This is a genomic window from Citrobacter sp. S-77, assembly GCF_963864895.1.
Lineage (GTDB): Bacteria > Pseudomonadota > Gammaproteobacteria > Enterobacterales > Enterobacteriaceae > Citrobacter > Citrobacter murliniae.
In genome coordinates this window covers 3,361,102-3,377,130 of record NZ_CAWLWU010000002.1, presented here as the reverse complement: position 1 = coordinate 3,377,130, position 16,029 = coordinate 3,361,102, and the positions used below count along the sequence as shown (strand labels likewise).

Annotated in this window: 14 protein-coding genes; 8 read left to right on the top strand and 6 right to left on the bottom strand. The window is 47.5% G+C overall.

The window, feature by feature from the left end:
• Positions 1 to 228 precede the first annotated feature (228 nt).
• The 5 genes from fdnG to AACS05_RS16725 all read left to right on the top strand — a co-directional run bounded on the left by fdnG (position 229) and on the right by AACS05_RS16725 (position 6,757).
• Positions 229 to 3,279, top strand: a complete 3,051-nt coding sequence (fdnG, locus tag AACS05_RS16745) for a formate dehydrogenase-N subunit alpha (protein WP_071829001.1) — start codon at positions 229 to 231, stop codon at positions 3,277 to 3,279.
• A gap of 12 nt (positions 3,280 to 3,291) precedes the next feature.
• Positions 3,292 to 4,176 (top strand): formate dehydrogenase subunit beta, encoded by an 885-nt coding sequence (gene fdxH, locus AACS05_RS16740; RefSeq protein WP_045445817.1) that lies wholly within the window; start codon positions 3,292 to 3,294, stop codon positions 4,174 to 4,176.
• A complete protein-coding gene (gene fdnI, locus AACS05_RS16735; protein ID WP_045445814.1) occupies positions 4,169 to 4,816 on the top strand; it encodes a formate dehydrogenase-N subunit gamma in 648 nt (215 codons plus the stop codon). The genes fdxH and fdnI overlap by 8 nt, the downstream gene beginning before the upstream one ends.
• 786 nt (positions 4,817 to 5,602) lie before the next feature.
• Positions 5,603 to 6,091: a TrmO family methyltransferase domain-containing protein gene (locus AACS05_RS16730; RefSeq protein WP_045445811.1), complete on the top strand. Its 489-nt coding sequence runs from the start codon at positions 5,603 to 5,605 to the stop codon at positions 6,089 to 6,091.
• Positions 6,092 to 6,160: 69 nt separating this feature from the next.
• On the top strand, positions 6,161 to 6,757 hold the full coding sequence (locus AACS05_RS16725) for a dienelactone hydrolase family protein (RefSeq protein ID WP_045445807.1): 597 nt from the start codon (positions 6,161 to 6,163) through the stop codon (positions 6,755 to 6,757).
• Positions 6,758 to 6,787: 30 nt separating this feature from the next.
• On the opposite strand, the gene AACS05_RS16720 is transcribed toward AACS05_RS16725, so the two are convergent.
• From AACS05_RS16720 to AACS05_RS16710, 3 genes are read right to left on the bottom strand one after another with little or no spacing between them, the layout of a single operon-like run.
• Positions 6,788 to 7,642, bottom strand: a complete 855-nt coding sequence (locus AACS05_RS16720) for an AraC family transcriptional regulator (protein ID WP_045445804.1) — start codon at positions 7,640 to 7,642, stop codon at positions 6,788 to 6,790.
• A 24-nt stretch (positions 7,643 to 7,666) separates the two neighbouring features.
• Positions 7,667 to 8,401 (bottom strand): two-component system response regulator YpdB, encoded by a 735-nt coding sequence (gene ypdB / locus AACS05_RS16715; protein ID WP_045445801.1) that lies wholly within the window; start codon positions 8,399 to 8,401, stop codon positions 7,667 to 7,669.
• 14 nt (positions 8,402 to 8,415) lie between these two features.
• On the bottom strand, positions 8,416 to 10,113 hold the full coding sequence (locus AACS05_RS16710) for a sensor histidine kinase (RefSeq protein WP_136345336.1): 1,698 nt from the start codon (positions 10,111 to 10,113) through the stop codon (positions 8,416 to 8,418).
• Positions 10,114 to 10,501: 388 nt separating this feature from the next.
• Here AACS05_RS16710 and alaC point away from each other — a divergent pair, with 388 nt between their 5' ends.
• The gene (gene alaC / locus AACS05_RS16705) at positions 10,502 to 11,740 is read left to right on the top strand and encodes an alanine transaminase (RefSeq protein WP_045449736.1); all 1,239 of its coding nucleotides are present in this window, start codon (positions 10,502 to 10,504) and stop codon (positions 11,738 to 11,740) included.
• A 66-nt stretch (positions 11,741 to 11,806) separates the two neighbouring features.
• Here alaC and ypdK read toward each other — a convergent pair whose 3' ends face one another.
• On the bottom strand, positions 11,807 to 11,878 hold the full coding sequence (gene ypdK, locus AACS05_RS16700) for a membrane protein YpdK (RefSeq protein WP_010723117.1): 72 nt from the start codon (positions 11,876 to 11,878) through the stop codon (positions 11,807 to 11,809).
• Between the two features lie 357 nt (positions 11,879 to 12,235).
• On the opposite strand from ypdK, the gene AACS05_RS16695 reads away from it, so the two are divergent.
• Entirely contained in the window at positions 12,236 to 12,835 is a 600-nt protein-coding gene (locus AACS05_RS16695) for a lysozyme inhibitor LprI family protein (protein WP_045445794.1), read from the top strand.
• 41 nt (positions 12,836 to 12,876) lie between these two features.
• Here AACS05_RS16695 and lpxP read toward each other — a convergent pair whose 3' ends face one another.
• Positions 12,877 to 13,797 carry a kdo(2)-lipid IV(A) palmitoleoyltransferase gene (gene lpxP / locus AACS05_RS16690; protein ID WP_045445791.1) on the bottom strand — a complete coding sequence of 307 codons (921 nt, stop codon included), beginning with the start codon at positions 13,795 to 13,797 and terminating at the stop codon, positions 12,877 to 12,879.
• A 439-nt stretch (positions 13,798 to 14,236) separates the two neighbouring features.
• On the opposite strand from lpxP, the gene AACS05_RS16685 reads away from it, so the two are divergent.
• On the top strand, positions 14,237 to 14,479 hold the full coding sequence (locus AACS05_RS16685) for a YfdY family protein (protein WP_045445788.1): 243 nt from the start codon (positions 14,237 to 14,239) through the stop codon (positions 14,477 to 14,479).
• Positions 14,480 to 14,597: 118 nt separating this feature from the next.
• Here AACS05_RS16685 and pgtP read toward each other — a convergent pair whose 3' ends face one another.
• Positions 14,598 to 15,989, bottom strand: a complete 1,392-nt coding sequence (pgtP, locus tag AACS05_RS16680) for a phosphoglycerate transporter PgtP (RefSeq protein WP_045445785.1) — start codon at positions 15,987 to 15,989, stop codon at positions 14,598 to 14,600.
• Positions 15,990 to 16,029 lie beyond the last annotated feature (40 nt).

Below are 16,029 nucleotides of genomic sequence, written 5' to 3'. Positions count from 1 at the left end.
ACGTTTGCAGGCCGGATTCAGCAGGCAGTGGCACATGAAATAGCGTTTAACGACCCATTGATCACATTTCCGCCTTTCAGATACCCAAACGCAGTAAACCATTTCCATTCTACCGCCGATAGTGGCTTCTCTTGCTTGTTATAACCATATAATAACAATGGTCTATACGGCATATTAACCTTATAATAATCATCCCTTTTCATGTCTTAAGTTTAAGCTGGAGGACACATGGAGTTAAGCCGGAGGCAGTTCTTTCGAATCTGCGCGGGCGGTATGGCAGGAACCACTGTTGCATCCCTCGGATTTTTATCATCTTTTTCCGTTCACGCGGAAACCCGTCAATATAAACTCTTAAAAGCAAAAGAGACGCGGAATAACTGTACATACTGTTCAGTGGGCTGCGGCATGTTGATGTACAGCCTTGGCGATACGGCCAAAAATGTCAAAGAAAGCATCTACCATATTGAGGGCGATCCGGATCATCCTGTAAGTCGCGGCTCCTTGTGCCCGAAAGGTGCGGGCGTTCTGGATTATATTCATAGCGAAACGCGCCTGCAGTATCCTGAATATCGTGCACCGGGCTCTGATAAATGGCAGCGAATCAGCTGGGAAGATGCGATTAATCGAATTGCTCGATTAATGAAAGATGACCGTGACGCAAACTTTATTGAGAAAAACCCCCAGGGTGTGACCGTTAACCGCTGGACCACAACCGGTATGTTGTGCTCCTCGGCGGCAAGTAATGAAACCGGAATTCTCGACGGCAAATTTACCCGTAGCCTGGGAATGGTGGCTATCGATTGCCAGGCCCGGCTGTGCCACGGCCCAACCGTGTCTGCGTTGGCACCGACCTTTGGTCGTGGGGCGATGACCAATAACTGGGTCGATATTAAAAATGCCAACGTGGTGCTGATTATGGGGGGCAACGCGGCCGAAGCACATCCGGTTGGTTTTAAATGGGTGATAGAAGCACAAACTAAAAACGACGCTACGGTCGTGGTGGTTGACCCGCGCTTTAACCGTAGCGCCGCTATTGCCGATCTTTATGCGCCGATCCGTGCAGGGTCCGACACTGCATTCCTGCTTGGCGTGATTCGTTATCTGCTGGAAAATGATCGCGTGCAACATGAGTATGTGCGGCACTACACCAACGCCAGTTTGCTCATCCGCGATGACTATCAGTTCAACGATGGCCTTTTTAGCGGCTATGATGCGAAAAAAAGGCAGTACGACAAATCCAGCTGGTTCTATCAACTGGATGAACAGGGCAATGCCCTGCGCGATGAAACGCTGACTCACCCACGCAGCGTGTGGAATTTGCTGAAAAATCACGTCGACCGCTACACACCTGAAATGGTTAACCGACTGTGCGGTACGTCGGTGGCAGATTTCAACCGAATCTGTGAAATCCTCGCCAGTACCAGCGTTCCGAATCGCACCGCGACAATCCTGTATGCGTTGGGCTGGACGCACCATTCCGCCGGAGCGCAAATTATCCGCGCAGCAGCGATGCTTCAGTTGTTGCTGGGCAATATCGGTATGGCGGGCGGCGGTGTCAACGCTTTGCGCGGCCACTCGAATATTCAGGGTTACACCGACCTCGGTTTGCTCTCGACTAACCTTCCTGGCTATATGCCGCTGCCTTCCGAAAAACAACCTGACTACCAGACCTATATCTCGCAGGTTACCCCGCCTGCGCTTGGCGTGAATGAAGTGAATTACTGGAAAAATACACCAAAATTCTTCGTCAGCATGATGAAAAGTTTCTGGGGCGATCGCGCTACTGCTGAGAATAACTGGGGCTATGACTGGCTACCGAAATGGGATCGTCTATATGACGTGATGACCCAGGCTGAGCTGATGCTGGAAGGCAAGATTAACGGCTACATCGTACAAGGTTTCAACCCGCTGGCGGCGTTTCCTGATAAAAACAAATCCTCCCGTGCGCTTGCGAAACTGAAATATATGGTGGTTATCGACCCACTGGCGACCGAATCGTCGAACTTCTGGCAGCATCACGGTGAGATGAATGACGTGAAGCCGGAAGATATCCAGACTGAAGTCTTCCGGTTGCCATCATCCTGCTTTGCGGAGGAGGACGGTTCTATTGCCAACTCCGGGCGCTGGCTACAGTGGCACTGGGCGGCAGCAGAGCCGCCTGGCGAAGCATTGCATGATGCAAAAATCCTCGGGCGCCTGTTTATGCGCTTGCGTGAACTTTATCAGCAAGAAGGCGGAGCCAATCCCGAACCGTTGCTGAACATGAGCTGGGACTATAAAGATCCGTACGACCCGCATCCGGAAGAAGTTGCCCGCGAGGGAAATGGGATGGCACTTCAGGATCTCTATGACGATAAAGGGCAACTCATCGCTAAAAAAGGCCAGCAGCTCAGCAGCTTTGCGCAGCTTCGCGATGATGGCTCTACCAGTAGTTTCTGCTGGGTGTACTGCGGAAGCTGGACGGAGCAGGGCAACCAGATGGCTAACCGTGATAACAGCGATCCATATGGTTTGGGGTGTACCCCTGGCTGGGCATGGTCGTGGCCAGCGAACCGCCGTATTCTTTACAACCGTGCGTCTGCCGATCCCGCTGGAAAACCGTGGGATGCAAAGCGTACGTTGCTGCACTGGGATGGCAAAAAGTGGGCAGGTATGGACGTTGCCGATTACAGTCAGGCCGAACCGGGCAGCAATGTCGGGCCGTTTATTATGAATCAGGAAGGCGTCGCGCGTCTGTTTTCTATAGACAAAATGAACGATGGGCCGTTCCCGGAACATTACGAACCCATTGAGTCACCTATTGGCACCAATCCGCTGCATCCTGAGGTTATCTCCAGCCCGGTTGCGCGTATCTACCGTGGCGATATCGACAATATGGGTAAAGCTGACGCCTTCCCGTATGTCGCCACGACTTATTCCATTACTGAACTTTTCCGCCACTGGACCAAGCATGCATTGCTGAATGCTATCGCCCAGCCTGACCAGTTCATCGAAATTGGTGAAACGCTGGCGAGCAAAAAAGGCATTGCAGCGGGTGATACTGTGAAAGTGATGTCAAAACGAGGCTTTATCAAAGCGAAGGCGGTGGTAACTAAACGCCTGCAAACGCTGACGATAGATGGTAAGCAGGTCGATACCGTTGGTATCCCTTGCCACTGGGGATTTGAAGGTGCAACGCGCAAGGGTTTCCTCGCCAACACGTTAACGCCATCTGTTGGTGATGCCAACTCGCAAACGCCGGAATATAAAGCGTTTCTGGTCAACATCGAGAGGGCATAAGGGAAAGAACTCATGGCTATGCAATCACAAGATATTATCAAACGCTCGGCGACAAATCGCATCACGCCGCCGCCGCACGCACGCGATTACCGTGCAGAAGTAGCAAAATTAATTGATGTCACCACCTGCATTGGCTGCAAAGGCTGTCAGGTAGCCTGCTCAGAATGGAACGATATCCGCGATGAAGTGGGCTATTGCAACGGCGTCTATGACAATCCAACTGATCTCAGCGCCAAGTCATGGACGGTGATGCGCTTTAGTGAAACCACTCATAACGACAAGCTGGAATGGTTGATTCGCAAAGATGGTTGTATGCATTGCGAGGATCCAGGATGCCTGAAAGCATGTCCGTCTGCCGGAGCTATCATTCAGTATGCTAACGGAATTGTCGACTTTCAGTCTGAGCACTGTATTGGTTGCGGCTACTGCATTGCCGGCTGCCCGTTCAACATTCCGCGACTCAATCCAGAGGATAATCGCGTCTACAAATGCACACTGTGTGTCGACAGGGTTAGTGTCGGTCAGGAGCCAGCCTGCGTGAAAACCTGTCCAACCGGCGCTATCCAGTTTGGTACCAAAAAAGAGATGCTCAATGTGGCAGAAACCCGCGTGATGCAGCTTAAAAAACGTGGTTATGCCCAGGCGGGGGTGTACAACCCACAATCCGTGGGCGGCACTCATGTGATGTACGTTCTGCACCATGCAGACCATCCTTCGCTCTACCACAATCTGCCGGATGACCCGAAAATTGCCGCGCCGGTGAACCTTTGGAAAGGTATTCTCAAACCACTCTCCGCTGCTGGATTTATCGCCACTTTTGCTGGACTGATTTACCACTACATAGGTGTCGGACCGAACAAAGAGGTTGATGATGAGGAGGATAGCGGTCATGAGTAAAAGCAAAATGATACTTCGTACTAAATTTATCGACCGTGCCTGCCACTGGACGGTAGTAATTAGCTTCTTCCTGGTATCACTCTCTGGTGTTGCGCTGTTTTTCCCGACGTTGCAATGGCTCACCGAAACCTTTGGTACGCCGCAAATGGGCAGGATCCTACATCCATTCTTTGGAGTGGTGATTTTTATCGTGCTGATGTTTATGTTCGTTCGCTTTGTACATCACAACATCCCCGATAAACAGGATCTTCCCTGGATTAAAGGTATTGTTGAAGTACTGAAGGGGAATGAACATAAAGTCGCTGATGTCGGCAAATATAATGCCGGTCAGAAAATGATGTTCTGGAGCATAATGAGTCTGATCTTTGTGCTGTTGGCCACTGGGGTCATTATCTGGCGGCCCTACTTTGCCCACTATTTCCCGATTAACGTTGTTCGCTGGAGCTTACTTATTCACGCTACGGCAGCTATCGTTCTGATCCACGCTATTCTAATCCACATGTATATGGCATTTTGGGTGAAAGGATCTATAGAAGGCATGATCGAAGGAAAAGTCAGCCGACGTTGGGCGAAGAAGCACCATCCACGCTGGTATCGTGAGATAGAGCGTTCAGAGAACCAAAGTGAAGATACAAAATAGAGCCAGTCACTATTTTTAGTGGTTTTTTTCATCAGTATCGTTTATGAACAAACCGTAAACAGCCAAAATTACATTGGCTGTTTACGGTATTGGTTAACAACACTGCAAGCATTGCAGTGTCTGATTCTCATCATATCCATTAATAGATGGATTAATCATGTCAATAGATACTTGATTATTGACCAAGTAAGATACAGATAGAATGCGATCTGTATTGATTGTAATGACCATCGAAAATAACGCCACTGGTAACGCTCTCTGGCGTCGGCTGCCGCGATTGCAGCTACAGAACTTTGTTTTTTTCTTCGTCTTAATAGAAGAGTGCGGAACCAAAGTATCAGAAGGAGTACAAGAAATATTTTTGTAAGCAATGTGCTGTATGTATTGAGATAATTTTCTAAAACACAATTGATATTATTCATTCTTATCTTCCATTTCCTCAACTGGTCGTAGTGGTTATAACAAGCAATGACTTACAAAGCTACTCTAAAGAAAAGTTACTGACGACATCCTCAACTGATTATTTTTATGAAAGCATGACATGCTGATGTTAGCTATGCATCTAATTCTTCTTTTTGCCATCATTATTGATGGCATCTTCCAATAAATTCCTGAAATTCGTCAAAATAAAGTTGAATGATTGTGCTTACATAACCTGGGTAAAAAGATATGGATCAAAAGCTAAACGATCTCGAAAAAAGTCCTTTAAGTATAAAAAAAGTACTGCCACTATGGGTATGGATGTTGTGATGTTTTCGTAAACCAATGCTAAAAATGGAGCTTGATATGGCAAACCTTAGATTGGATACAATTGGAGTCATCAGCATTGAAAATGGCACAGTGGAGTTGGTACTGGAACATAAGTATATTCCTGCCCTCGTTGGCCTTGATGGGTTTAGTCACATACAGGTCCTATGGTGGCTATCCTTCTGTGACAATCCTATGGACCGAAGTAAAATGACAGAGCATCAGCCCTATAAAAATGGTCCTGATGTATTAGGAACATTTGCAACACGGTCTCCTTATCGTCCAAACCCTGTCGCACTCGATTGTTCACAAGTGACATATATAGATCATGATAAAGGAGTCATTGGTTTAGCATGGCTGGATGCTTTTAATGGTTCTCCGATACTGGATATCAAACCTTATATACCGGGTATTGATAGAGTCGAAATTCCAAACGTCCCAGAGTGGTGTCGTCACTGGCCACACTCATATGAAGAATCAGGTGATTATGACTGGGAAAATGTATTTACATCTGACAAGTCATGCTGAAATCTCACCCAATACCCGACTTTAAACTGCAGTTGAGAATCTTTAGCTAAGAATAGGTAGTGAGGGGTAATGTTAAAATTCATTAAAAAACAAAAAAATGCCATCGTTGTTTTGCATGAGATATATGGTGTTAACGATCATATAAAAAAGGTATGTAATGAGTATCATAACAAAGGATTTGATGTTTATTGCCCCTCTCTACTGGAAAATAAAGCACCTTTTTTATACTCACAACAAGATGAAGCTTACAGATACTTTATAAACCATTCTGGGTTTAATCCTTCAGGAGTCGTTTCTTTGCTCAGTACGATTCGCCCATGCTACAGGAAAATCATAGTAATAGGCTTCAGCGTGGGGGCCACAATTGCCTGGTTATCTGCTGAAAGTAAATTGTGTGATGGTGTTGTTTGTTACTATGGCTCTCGCATCAGGGACTATGCTGATATTATTCCACCTTGTCCTTGTTTGGTTATTTTTGCTGAGTTTGAACAGTCTTTTGATCCTGTTTTAGTGCAACGTCAACTGAGCGACAAAGCATCCGTCACATGTCATATACTCAACAGCCACCATGGCTTTAGTGATCCTTACGGGGAAAACTTTGACTGCAGGAACGCGGAAATTGCCAGAGATCTGGTTGCTGATTTTATCAGCAGAATTGTACAGTGAACTTCTTTCAACATTTAATTCGTACCCGAACTACTGAAAACGCGCGCTGTATTCTCCTGGAGTTATGCCAAACTGACGCCGGAACAGGCGGCAAAAATAGTCACTGTCATGATATCCGCACCTCTGTGCCACTTCGCTAATTGGCAGATGATACTTCTGTAAGATGATGCGTGCCTTCGCCATTCTGACCCAGCGGAGATACTCGACAAATCCCATCGTGCCGTGCTGGGTAAACAGCTTGGATAAGTGATTCGGAGTGATGTTGAAAAATTGTGCCACGCTTTCCCGGGTCAACTGTTGAGTATAGTTGTCATGTACCCAGTTACACATGCTGTGATAGAGAAATTCTGAGCGCGGTCGCTGTGTGTCCGGGCGGGTATTGACCACGCTTCGGCACAGATGCAGCAAGCTGAGCACCAGGGGCTGAATGATATCCTGTGCCTGAGGAGAGCGGCTCAAATGGGTTAATGCAGTAAGCATTGCATCACCTTCACCACGCTGTGGATGTGGCAACTCAATGCGGCGAATCGGACGCAAATGTGAGGCGGTGCGGTTGTCGTAAAAAGACAACCCCAGCCACGCCGGAGAAAACACCAGACTCAACAACATAACCGGTTTATCGCTTCCGGGTAAATTAGCCGCTCTGGCAGGGATAAACAACATGTCGCCTTCCGGCAGACTGTGCTGTTTTTTTTCCAGTTGATTGCTGTACTCCCCACGTAGCACGATATCGAGGCGCGGGAGGTCAATGCACAAACTGCTGGTCGGTAAATTGGCTGGCTGAGTGGCAAACCACACGCGACCCAACCGCTGTGGGTTTAACACCAGGCCGCTGAACAGATCGGCAAAAAACTGTTGGTCTGCGGGCAAGCCTGGTTCTTTCATCACTCTATCTCTGTAGGATAAGCGCTATAAATGCATTAACTGTCTGAACTCTTTCACTTTACTCCGACTGACCGGGATTTCAAATTCCAGATCTTTTAACCGCAGAATGTAGGTGTTATTGAACCACGGTTCGATCTCGCGAATTTTGTTGAGGTTTACACAAAAAGAACGGTGACAGCGGAAAAAATGTGAAGCGGGCAGTTTGCTGCAAAATTCGGTGATGTTCATCGGCATGACATACGATTCGCGCCGTGTATAGACAAAGGTCATCTTTTCATGGGCTTCAGCGTAATAAATGTCGTTGATTGGAGTCACGATGATCCGCTCATCTTTGATCAGGTTGATCGTGTCATTTTCACGTGTTACGGGACTGGTGAGCGTCGTACCTGCTTGCTGTTGCTGCCAGGCCGCCTCCAGCTTTTGTAGCATGCCAACGATCCGCGATTCCTGGTATGGTTTCAGAATGTAGTCAAACGCTTCAAGCTCAAACGCTTCAACGGCATGCTCTTTCCAGGCGGTAATAAACACAATAAAGGGTTTATGCGCGAACTGGCTGATATTTTGCGCAAGTAGTACGCCATCCAGCGAGGGAATATTGATATCCAGAAAAATAGCGTCGACGCGGTTATGCTGCAGATATTTCAGCACGTCCAGACCATCGTCAAACGTCCCGACAATCTCCATCTGGCTGTGCTCCTTTATCAGCCAGCTAAGTTCCTGTTGGGCCAGGAATTCATCTTCAACAATGATGACTTTCACAACTTCACTCCTGGTTAAAGCAATAAGGTAGCCGGTGCTGCGGCGGGCGAGTGTTGATTGGGCACATAGAACGCTATTTCTGTGCCTGGTTCCAGGCGGCGGATATGTAATCCTTCGCCGTAGAGCAGCTTCACGCGGTGATGTACATTCAACAGACCAATTTTATTGCCCGGCATTTCGTTGGATTCGACCCGTTCAATAACTTTCGGATCAATACCATGGCCTGTATCCCTGACGGCGATCCGGACCCGATTACCGCACTCTGCGACGCTGATAGTAACCACGCCTTTCCCCTTGCAGGGTTGAATGCCATGGACGATGGCGTTTTCTACCAACGGCTGAATCAGTAGGCTGGGGATATAGCAGCTGACCTCTTCATCAATATCATAAATAACAGTCAGCTTGTCGCCAAAACGGGCCTGCTCGATGGCGATGTAATCTTTGATTTGATACAGCTCTTTTTTGATATCAATCTGCTCATCGTCTTTTAATTCAATATTATAGCGAAGATAACGTGACAAATTAAAAATGAGCTGGCGTGCGGTGTCCGGATTTAACCGCACGGATGAGGAAATAGCGTTTAGCGCATTAAACAGGAAATGGGGATTGATTTTACTTTGCAACGCCCGTAGCTCTGCCTTATTTGCCATTTCGCGCAGTTGCTCTGCACGGGATACTTCGAGTTGAGTGGAGATGATTTGCGACAGACCGATTGCCATCTCCTGTAACGAGGAGGTGATCTGGTGAGCGTGACAGTAGTAGATCTTCAGCGTGCCGGTCACAACACCTTTTTCCCATAAAGGGATCACCAGCATGGAGTGTATTTCTGGTGTACGATGTGCTTCATCATTGTTTTTTATGATGATTTTTCCGTAATTTATCGCCTGTTGAGTGGTGGGGCTGACGAAATCATCATTGTCGCGATAGTTTAGTTCCCCAACACCAACGTAGGCCAGAACGTGCTGGGTATTGGTAATTGCGACCGCATCTGCATGAATGTCATGGCGAATAATTTCGCACACCTGACGTAACGATTCGCTGTTCACATGACGAAAGAGTGGCAGGGTTTTGTTAGCGATATCCAGTGCCAGCTTGGCCTGCTTTGCGGCGCTGGCCTCTTTCTCTCCTTCAACGCTTTGTACCAGCATGACAATAAAGCCAATGCAGACGCTGCCAAGGATCATTGGGATACCGATTTTTGAGACAATATCCAGCCCCAGTTCGGTGGTGGGGGCCCATGCGACGACCAGGATCATAGTCAGCGTTTCGCACAGCATCCCGCCTAAAATACCTGCGCGCCAGTGCTGCGCTTTGGGGATCTTACGGTTGATCCAGCCAGCAATACAGCCCGCCAGAATACTGGTAATAAAGCACGGAAGGGCGGTTACGCCGCCAATATCGATCAGGTAGCGATGAATACCCGCGATAACACCTGTAATGATGCCGACCCACGGACCGAACAGAATCCCCCCTGACATTACAGCGATAATACGTACGTTAACCAGAGAACCTTCTACCGGTACGCCGGACCAGGTACTGAACAGGGCAAACATGGAGAAAATCGCGGTAACGGCGAGTAGCTCTTTCGGGGAGTGTGCAGACTTGTGCAACAGTTCGCGGAACAGGCGGATACGAATCAGGAAAAACAGACAAAACAGCATCAGCGCTGCCCGATCAAAGACCGCCAGCAGCATATTGAATATTTCGTGCACGGGTGACTCTTGCGAAAGGATTAAACCTCTATGATAGGTAACCTGAGGCTGGATGACCAGCATACCCGTAAGACCCGTCTAATGAGGAAAAACCATAATATTAAAAGGGGATTGTAAAGAAGAGGTGAGTTTACAATACATATCGAGGATTGGTTGATTTACGAGGTAAAATTTATAACATCAAAATGTTAATGGATGGTGATTTTGTCAATCAGTCAAAACTGTCCATTTCCCTTTTTATTTTTTCAGTTCCTCTTTTACGTCAGTAAAAAATATTTTTGTTTGCCTCTCGACAGATGGAATTTATTCAGGCTATTTTCTAAACGTGCCACCATCGTGGCAGCGTCGCTCGGACGGTCCGGGCGCTAACGTTAATCCTGAGGATATTATGGCTGACTCCCGCCCTGAACGTCGCTTTACGCGTATTGATCGCCTTCCCCCTTACGTTTTCAACATCACTGCTGAACTGAAGATGGCTGCGCGTCGGCGTGGCGAAGATATTATCGATTTCAGCATGGGGAATCCGGATGGGGCTACGCCTCCTCACATTGTCGAAAAATTGTGCACCGTGGCTCAGCGCCCGGATACGCACGGTTATTCAACTTCTCGCGGTATTCCACGGCTGCGTCGGGCGATTTCCCGCTGGTATCAGGAACGCTATGACGTTGATATCGATCCTGAGTCCGAAGCCATTGTGACCATTGGATCCAAAGAAGGGCTGGCGCATCTTATGCTGGCGACACTGGATCACGGTGATACAGTTCTGGTACCAAACCCAAGTTACCCAATCCATATTTATGGTGCCGTGATTGCCGGAGCACAGGTGCGTTCTGTGCCGTTGGTGGAAGGGGTCGACTTCTTTAATGAGCTGGAGCGTGCGATCCGCGAAAGCTACCCGAAACCGAAGATGATGATTCTGGGTTTCCCGTCCAACCCGACTGCGCAGTGCGTGGAGCTGGAGTTCTTCGAAAAAGTGGTTGCACTGGCTAAACGTTACGACGTGCTGGTGGTTCACGACCTGGCCTATGCTGATATTGTTTATGATGGCTGGAAAGCGCCGTCGATCATGCAGGTTCCGGGGGCGCGTGACGTAGCGGTTGAGTTTTTCACTTTGTCGAAAAGCTATAACATGGCGGGCTGGCGCATTGGTTTTATGGTTGGCAACAAAACGCTGGTTAACGCGCTGGCACGCATTAAGAGCTATCACGATTACGGCACGTTCACGCCGTTACAGGTTGCGGCGATTGCAGCGCTGGAAGGCGACCAGCAGTGTGTGCGTGATATCGCTGAGCAGTATAAGCGGCGCCGTGACGTACTGGTCAAAGGGCTGCACGAAGCTGGCTGGATGGTAGAAATGCCAAAAGCGTCGATGTACGTCTGGGCGAAAATCCCGGAGCAATATGCCGCCATGGGGTCACTGGAATTTGCCAAGAAACTACTGAACGAAGCAAAAGTATGTGTTTCGCCGGGGATTGGCTTTGGCGACTATGGCGATACTCACGTGCGTTTTGCATTGATTGAAAACCGAGATCGTATTCGCCAGGCGATCAGAGGAATTAAAGCGATGTTCCGTGCGGATGGCTTACTGCCTGCCGGTACGAAATCAGCAACTGAAAACGCTGACTAAAGATCGTTCAGATACAAAAGCAAACAGGAGCCTGATGGCTCCTGTTTTTTTGCTGCATCTTTTTATTTAGATCATCAGGGCAAAAGTACCGGCCCAAACGATGACCATAAATGAAATGCCCATAAAGAAATATTTCACTTTTCATCTCTCCGCGTACCAAAAGCACGCCTAAATGAACATACACTTACCTGACAGAGAGCTGATGCCACTGTGAGCAAACCAGAGAATACCCCTCGTTTTCTACGCTGCATCACCTCAGAATTCTGAGCTTAAATGCTCCAGACGGCGCTAATGTACGCCTAAAAATGAGGTGAGACAAGAGGCATTTTTTTATTTAATTTTAGTAACTTACGAGTGTCGTGATTCGGCGACAGTTTGATTTCTATCTGTAATGAATTGCTATTGGGCGACGCAATGTTTACTCAGATAATTCTCATATCCCCATGATATAAATGCGGATATTTTTTGCGAAAATTTCGATAAGAAAGGTTAGATATGACCAGACTAATGATGTTAGCACTCATTATTACGCCACTGACGTCGATGGCAGCGGCTCCGCTGGCACTGAATTTCAGCTGTGCAAGTATTGGTGGCGTGAATAGTGACGGTACAGGTAATGTTTGGATTAACGGCGAAAAAGCGATCGTTAAAAAATTCAATGAAAATTACTGGGAGGCAAAAAGCGGTAAAAATACCGTCTCCATTTCCCGTAAAGATGACGGGAACCCGGATGTTTCCTGGACTGGTCCTAATCGTAAACACGGGGTCTGTCTGCCGGAAGATAATAAGAGTTATGCTCCGGTAAAAAAATCATCTAATGCTGGCCCGACCTTTTCATGTTCTGCAGTCGACAAGGGAAGCATGGAAGAGATTATTTGCCACAGCCCGTCACTTTCCTCGATGGATGTGAAGTTGAATGCTGTATACCAGCAGGCGCTGGTTAAATCGAAGAATGATCCGATGTTGAAAGCGGAGCAGCGCGGTTGGATAAAAGGACGCAACGAGTGCTGGAAAGAGCAGGATAAGCCTGCCTGTCTCTCCCGCGAATATAGCCAGCGGATGTCTGAATTACAGAACAAATGGGGTGTCAGGTAATTCCGTCGCAGAAAAAAAGAAAGGCCGAATGGCCTTTCTTTTTAGATATATAACGAAGCTTCGCCCATGGGCCTTGTTTTGAAACGACGGTGGATCCAGAGATACTGCTCGGGTGCTCGCATGATCTCTTTTTCGATAATCTTGTTCATATAAGCCGCCGCCAGGTTCTCATCAGCCGGGTAGCCTTCCATCTCTGGCGTAATAAACAGACGGTAACCGGAGTTATCCTTTTTTCTCACCATCGTGACAGTCAGCATTGCGGCACCGGACAACCGTGACAGTACATAGGTACCATTGGTCGTTGCTACATCTTTCACCGCGAAGAATGGGGCGAACGAACTTCCTTTGCGACCGTAATCCTGATCGGGAGCAAACCATACGGCCTCTCCTTTTTTCAGTGCACCGACAATGCCTCGCAGATTATTTCTGCCGATCATGGCTTTGTTTGAGCGCATACGTCCACGAGTTTGTATCCACTCCATTAACTTATTGTTGTGTGGGCGATAGGTTGCCATCATCGGTTGGCAAAGTCCCATTACGCGACCACCCAGCTCCAGCGACATAAAGTGTACGCCTACTACCATCACGCCACGGTTTTGAGTTTGAGCACGTTTCAGGTTATCCAGCCCTTCAACGTCAAACCATTTACGTACCCGGCTGTCAGGCCAAAACCAGGCCATACCTGTTTCAAGCAAAGCCATCCCGAGTGAGCGAAAGTTTTCTTCGACCAGTTTATCTCTCTCTTGCTGGGATAAATTCGGGAAACAGAGTTCGAGATTTTTACGTGCAATAGATTCACGACGTTTTAAAAACGGGCGTGCAAGCGTACCGGTGCGAGTGCCCAGAAAGCACAAAACCGGATAGGGGAGTTGCACCAGTAACCAGAGCACACCGACACCAAACCATGTGAGCCAGTAACGCGGATGCAAAAACGCGCGTGAAAATTTACATTGGGGGAACATAAGCACCTGCTGTTGATACGAAAATGTTGTATCGCGAAGATTCTTTATCTACAGCGGTACACTCTGATACTGATCGTTAGGCCACCATGAGCGACGATGGTTCCTGTAAAGAGTGTAAAACTGAGTCAGGACAAAACCACGGGGAGCATTAATGATCGGACGTATAATGTACCACCTGGAGATTAATGTCAGCCAGAGATAAATAATCAAGAAGAGTAAATGTTTTCAGGTGGACAAGAAGAACAATGAAGCCAGATATAATGCGTTGTTTTTATGATGGTTAAATAAAATACGATGAAACTACATTCAACAAGGGATGATGCAATCATTGTTACATAATTGTTGCCTGAATTGCGTGCCGATAGGAATTGTCTTAGAATATAAATACAAGGAGCGTAAGGACTTACGTGAAGTTTTACGGCAGACAGGAGGTACCGCTATGCTCTATTTCTGGACCTTTCTCGTATTGTGTATTCTGAGCGTCAGCTGCTACATCTGGCAGGTTATGGGCGTTTGGGCGTCAATCAGTTCTTTTATCGGTATGACCATCCTTTCGGCATTAATATATTTCGTTACCATGTGGTTGACTACCGGTGATGAAATGGTCACTGGGTTATTTCTTTTTCTTGCCCCAACATGTGGTCTGATCATTCGCTTTATGGTGGGAGACAGTAAGCATTAGCTTGATGCGACACGATTGAAAATAAAATTAGTATCACGTTGATGGTTTTTCTGATCTTTCATGCGATGATTCTTAAGTGCCAGCATTGCTGGCACTTTTTTTGCCGATCTAAAGTGGATTAGCGGGCATCAGCAAGCTGTAATGACGCTTCTTCTTGCTGGGCATTTTTTCGCTGTTGCTCCAGCTCTAGCGCACCGCGGTGAGACAGATAGCAGAACAGGATGCAGCACACTATCCCGCCCATCAGCAGATAAAAACCACCATGCCAGCCCATTTTGTCAACCATCACACCAAACAGGCTGGTTCCCAGTGAAGCGCCAAAAATGTAGCTCATAAATCCGCGTAATCCTACGGCAGAGCCAACTGCGAAGCTGGGGACGATTTCCATGGTTTGCACGGATGCCAGGAACTGTGGAACATAAATCAGGCAACCAACAATTGCGGCAAAAATGGTTACCATCAGCAGGGATTCGCTTTTCCAGTAGCCGATCAGACAGACGAATATCAGCGCCATACAAATCATTGCCAACGGCATACGACGACCTTTAAACAGTTTATCGGTGAGCCAGCCTGCCAGTAGCGTGGAAGGAATTGCTGCCCATTCGAAAAACAGAAAAGCAACGCTCATTTGTTCTTTCGAAAAATGTTTTTCGGTTAACAGATAAATAGGCAGCCAACTGATCATGCCAAAGCGCACCATGTAGACAAACACGTCAACCAGTGAAACATACCAGGCATTCTTATTACGCAGAACATAGGTACAGAAGATCTGGAAGGCGCTCATATTTTCCGGAGCCTGGGTAACGTGCCGGGTATTGAGCACCACTTTTTCTTCCGGCATCATTTGTTCCAGCGTTGGCAAACCTTCTTCGCGCGGTGAACCTTTTCCCAGCATCAGAACAATAAAGGCAAACAGTACAGCAATGCAGGCAGGGACGATATAACTAGCGCTTTGCCAGTGTTCGCTGCCCAGAATGGCAAAGGCTGCGCCAACAATAGGCGCGACAATACCACCGCCAACGTTATGAGAGATATTCCAGAATGCGCCAACGCGTCCACGTTCTTTACGCGGGAACCAGTTTGCGATGGTAATAAACGATGGGCCAACACCCATCCCCTGGAATAATCCGTTGAAGACAACCAGCGCGGCAAAAATCCAGAATCCGGTGCTGAATCCCAACCCTACATTCACAATCGCGCACAGTATCAGGCCGCATGCCATGAAGACCTTAGGACTGGCCTTATCAGCCAGGCTACTCATAATGCCTTTACTGATCCCGTAAGCAATAAGCATGCAACTACTGAGTAAACCAATCTGCGTTGCGCTGAGATCCAGATGCTCTTTCAGATATGGAGTGGAGAGCGTGAAGTTATTACGTACAATATAGTACGCAAGATAACCGAGAAATACGCTAAGTAGAGCTTGCATTCGGTATCGACTATATGTCTCGTGGATTTTTTCCGTCGGGACTTTATTTGCCGATGGCCCTGTCTTGAATATTGAAAACATATCATCACCTAAATTTATATTGATGTGAATATCAGGGAGG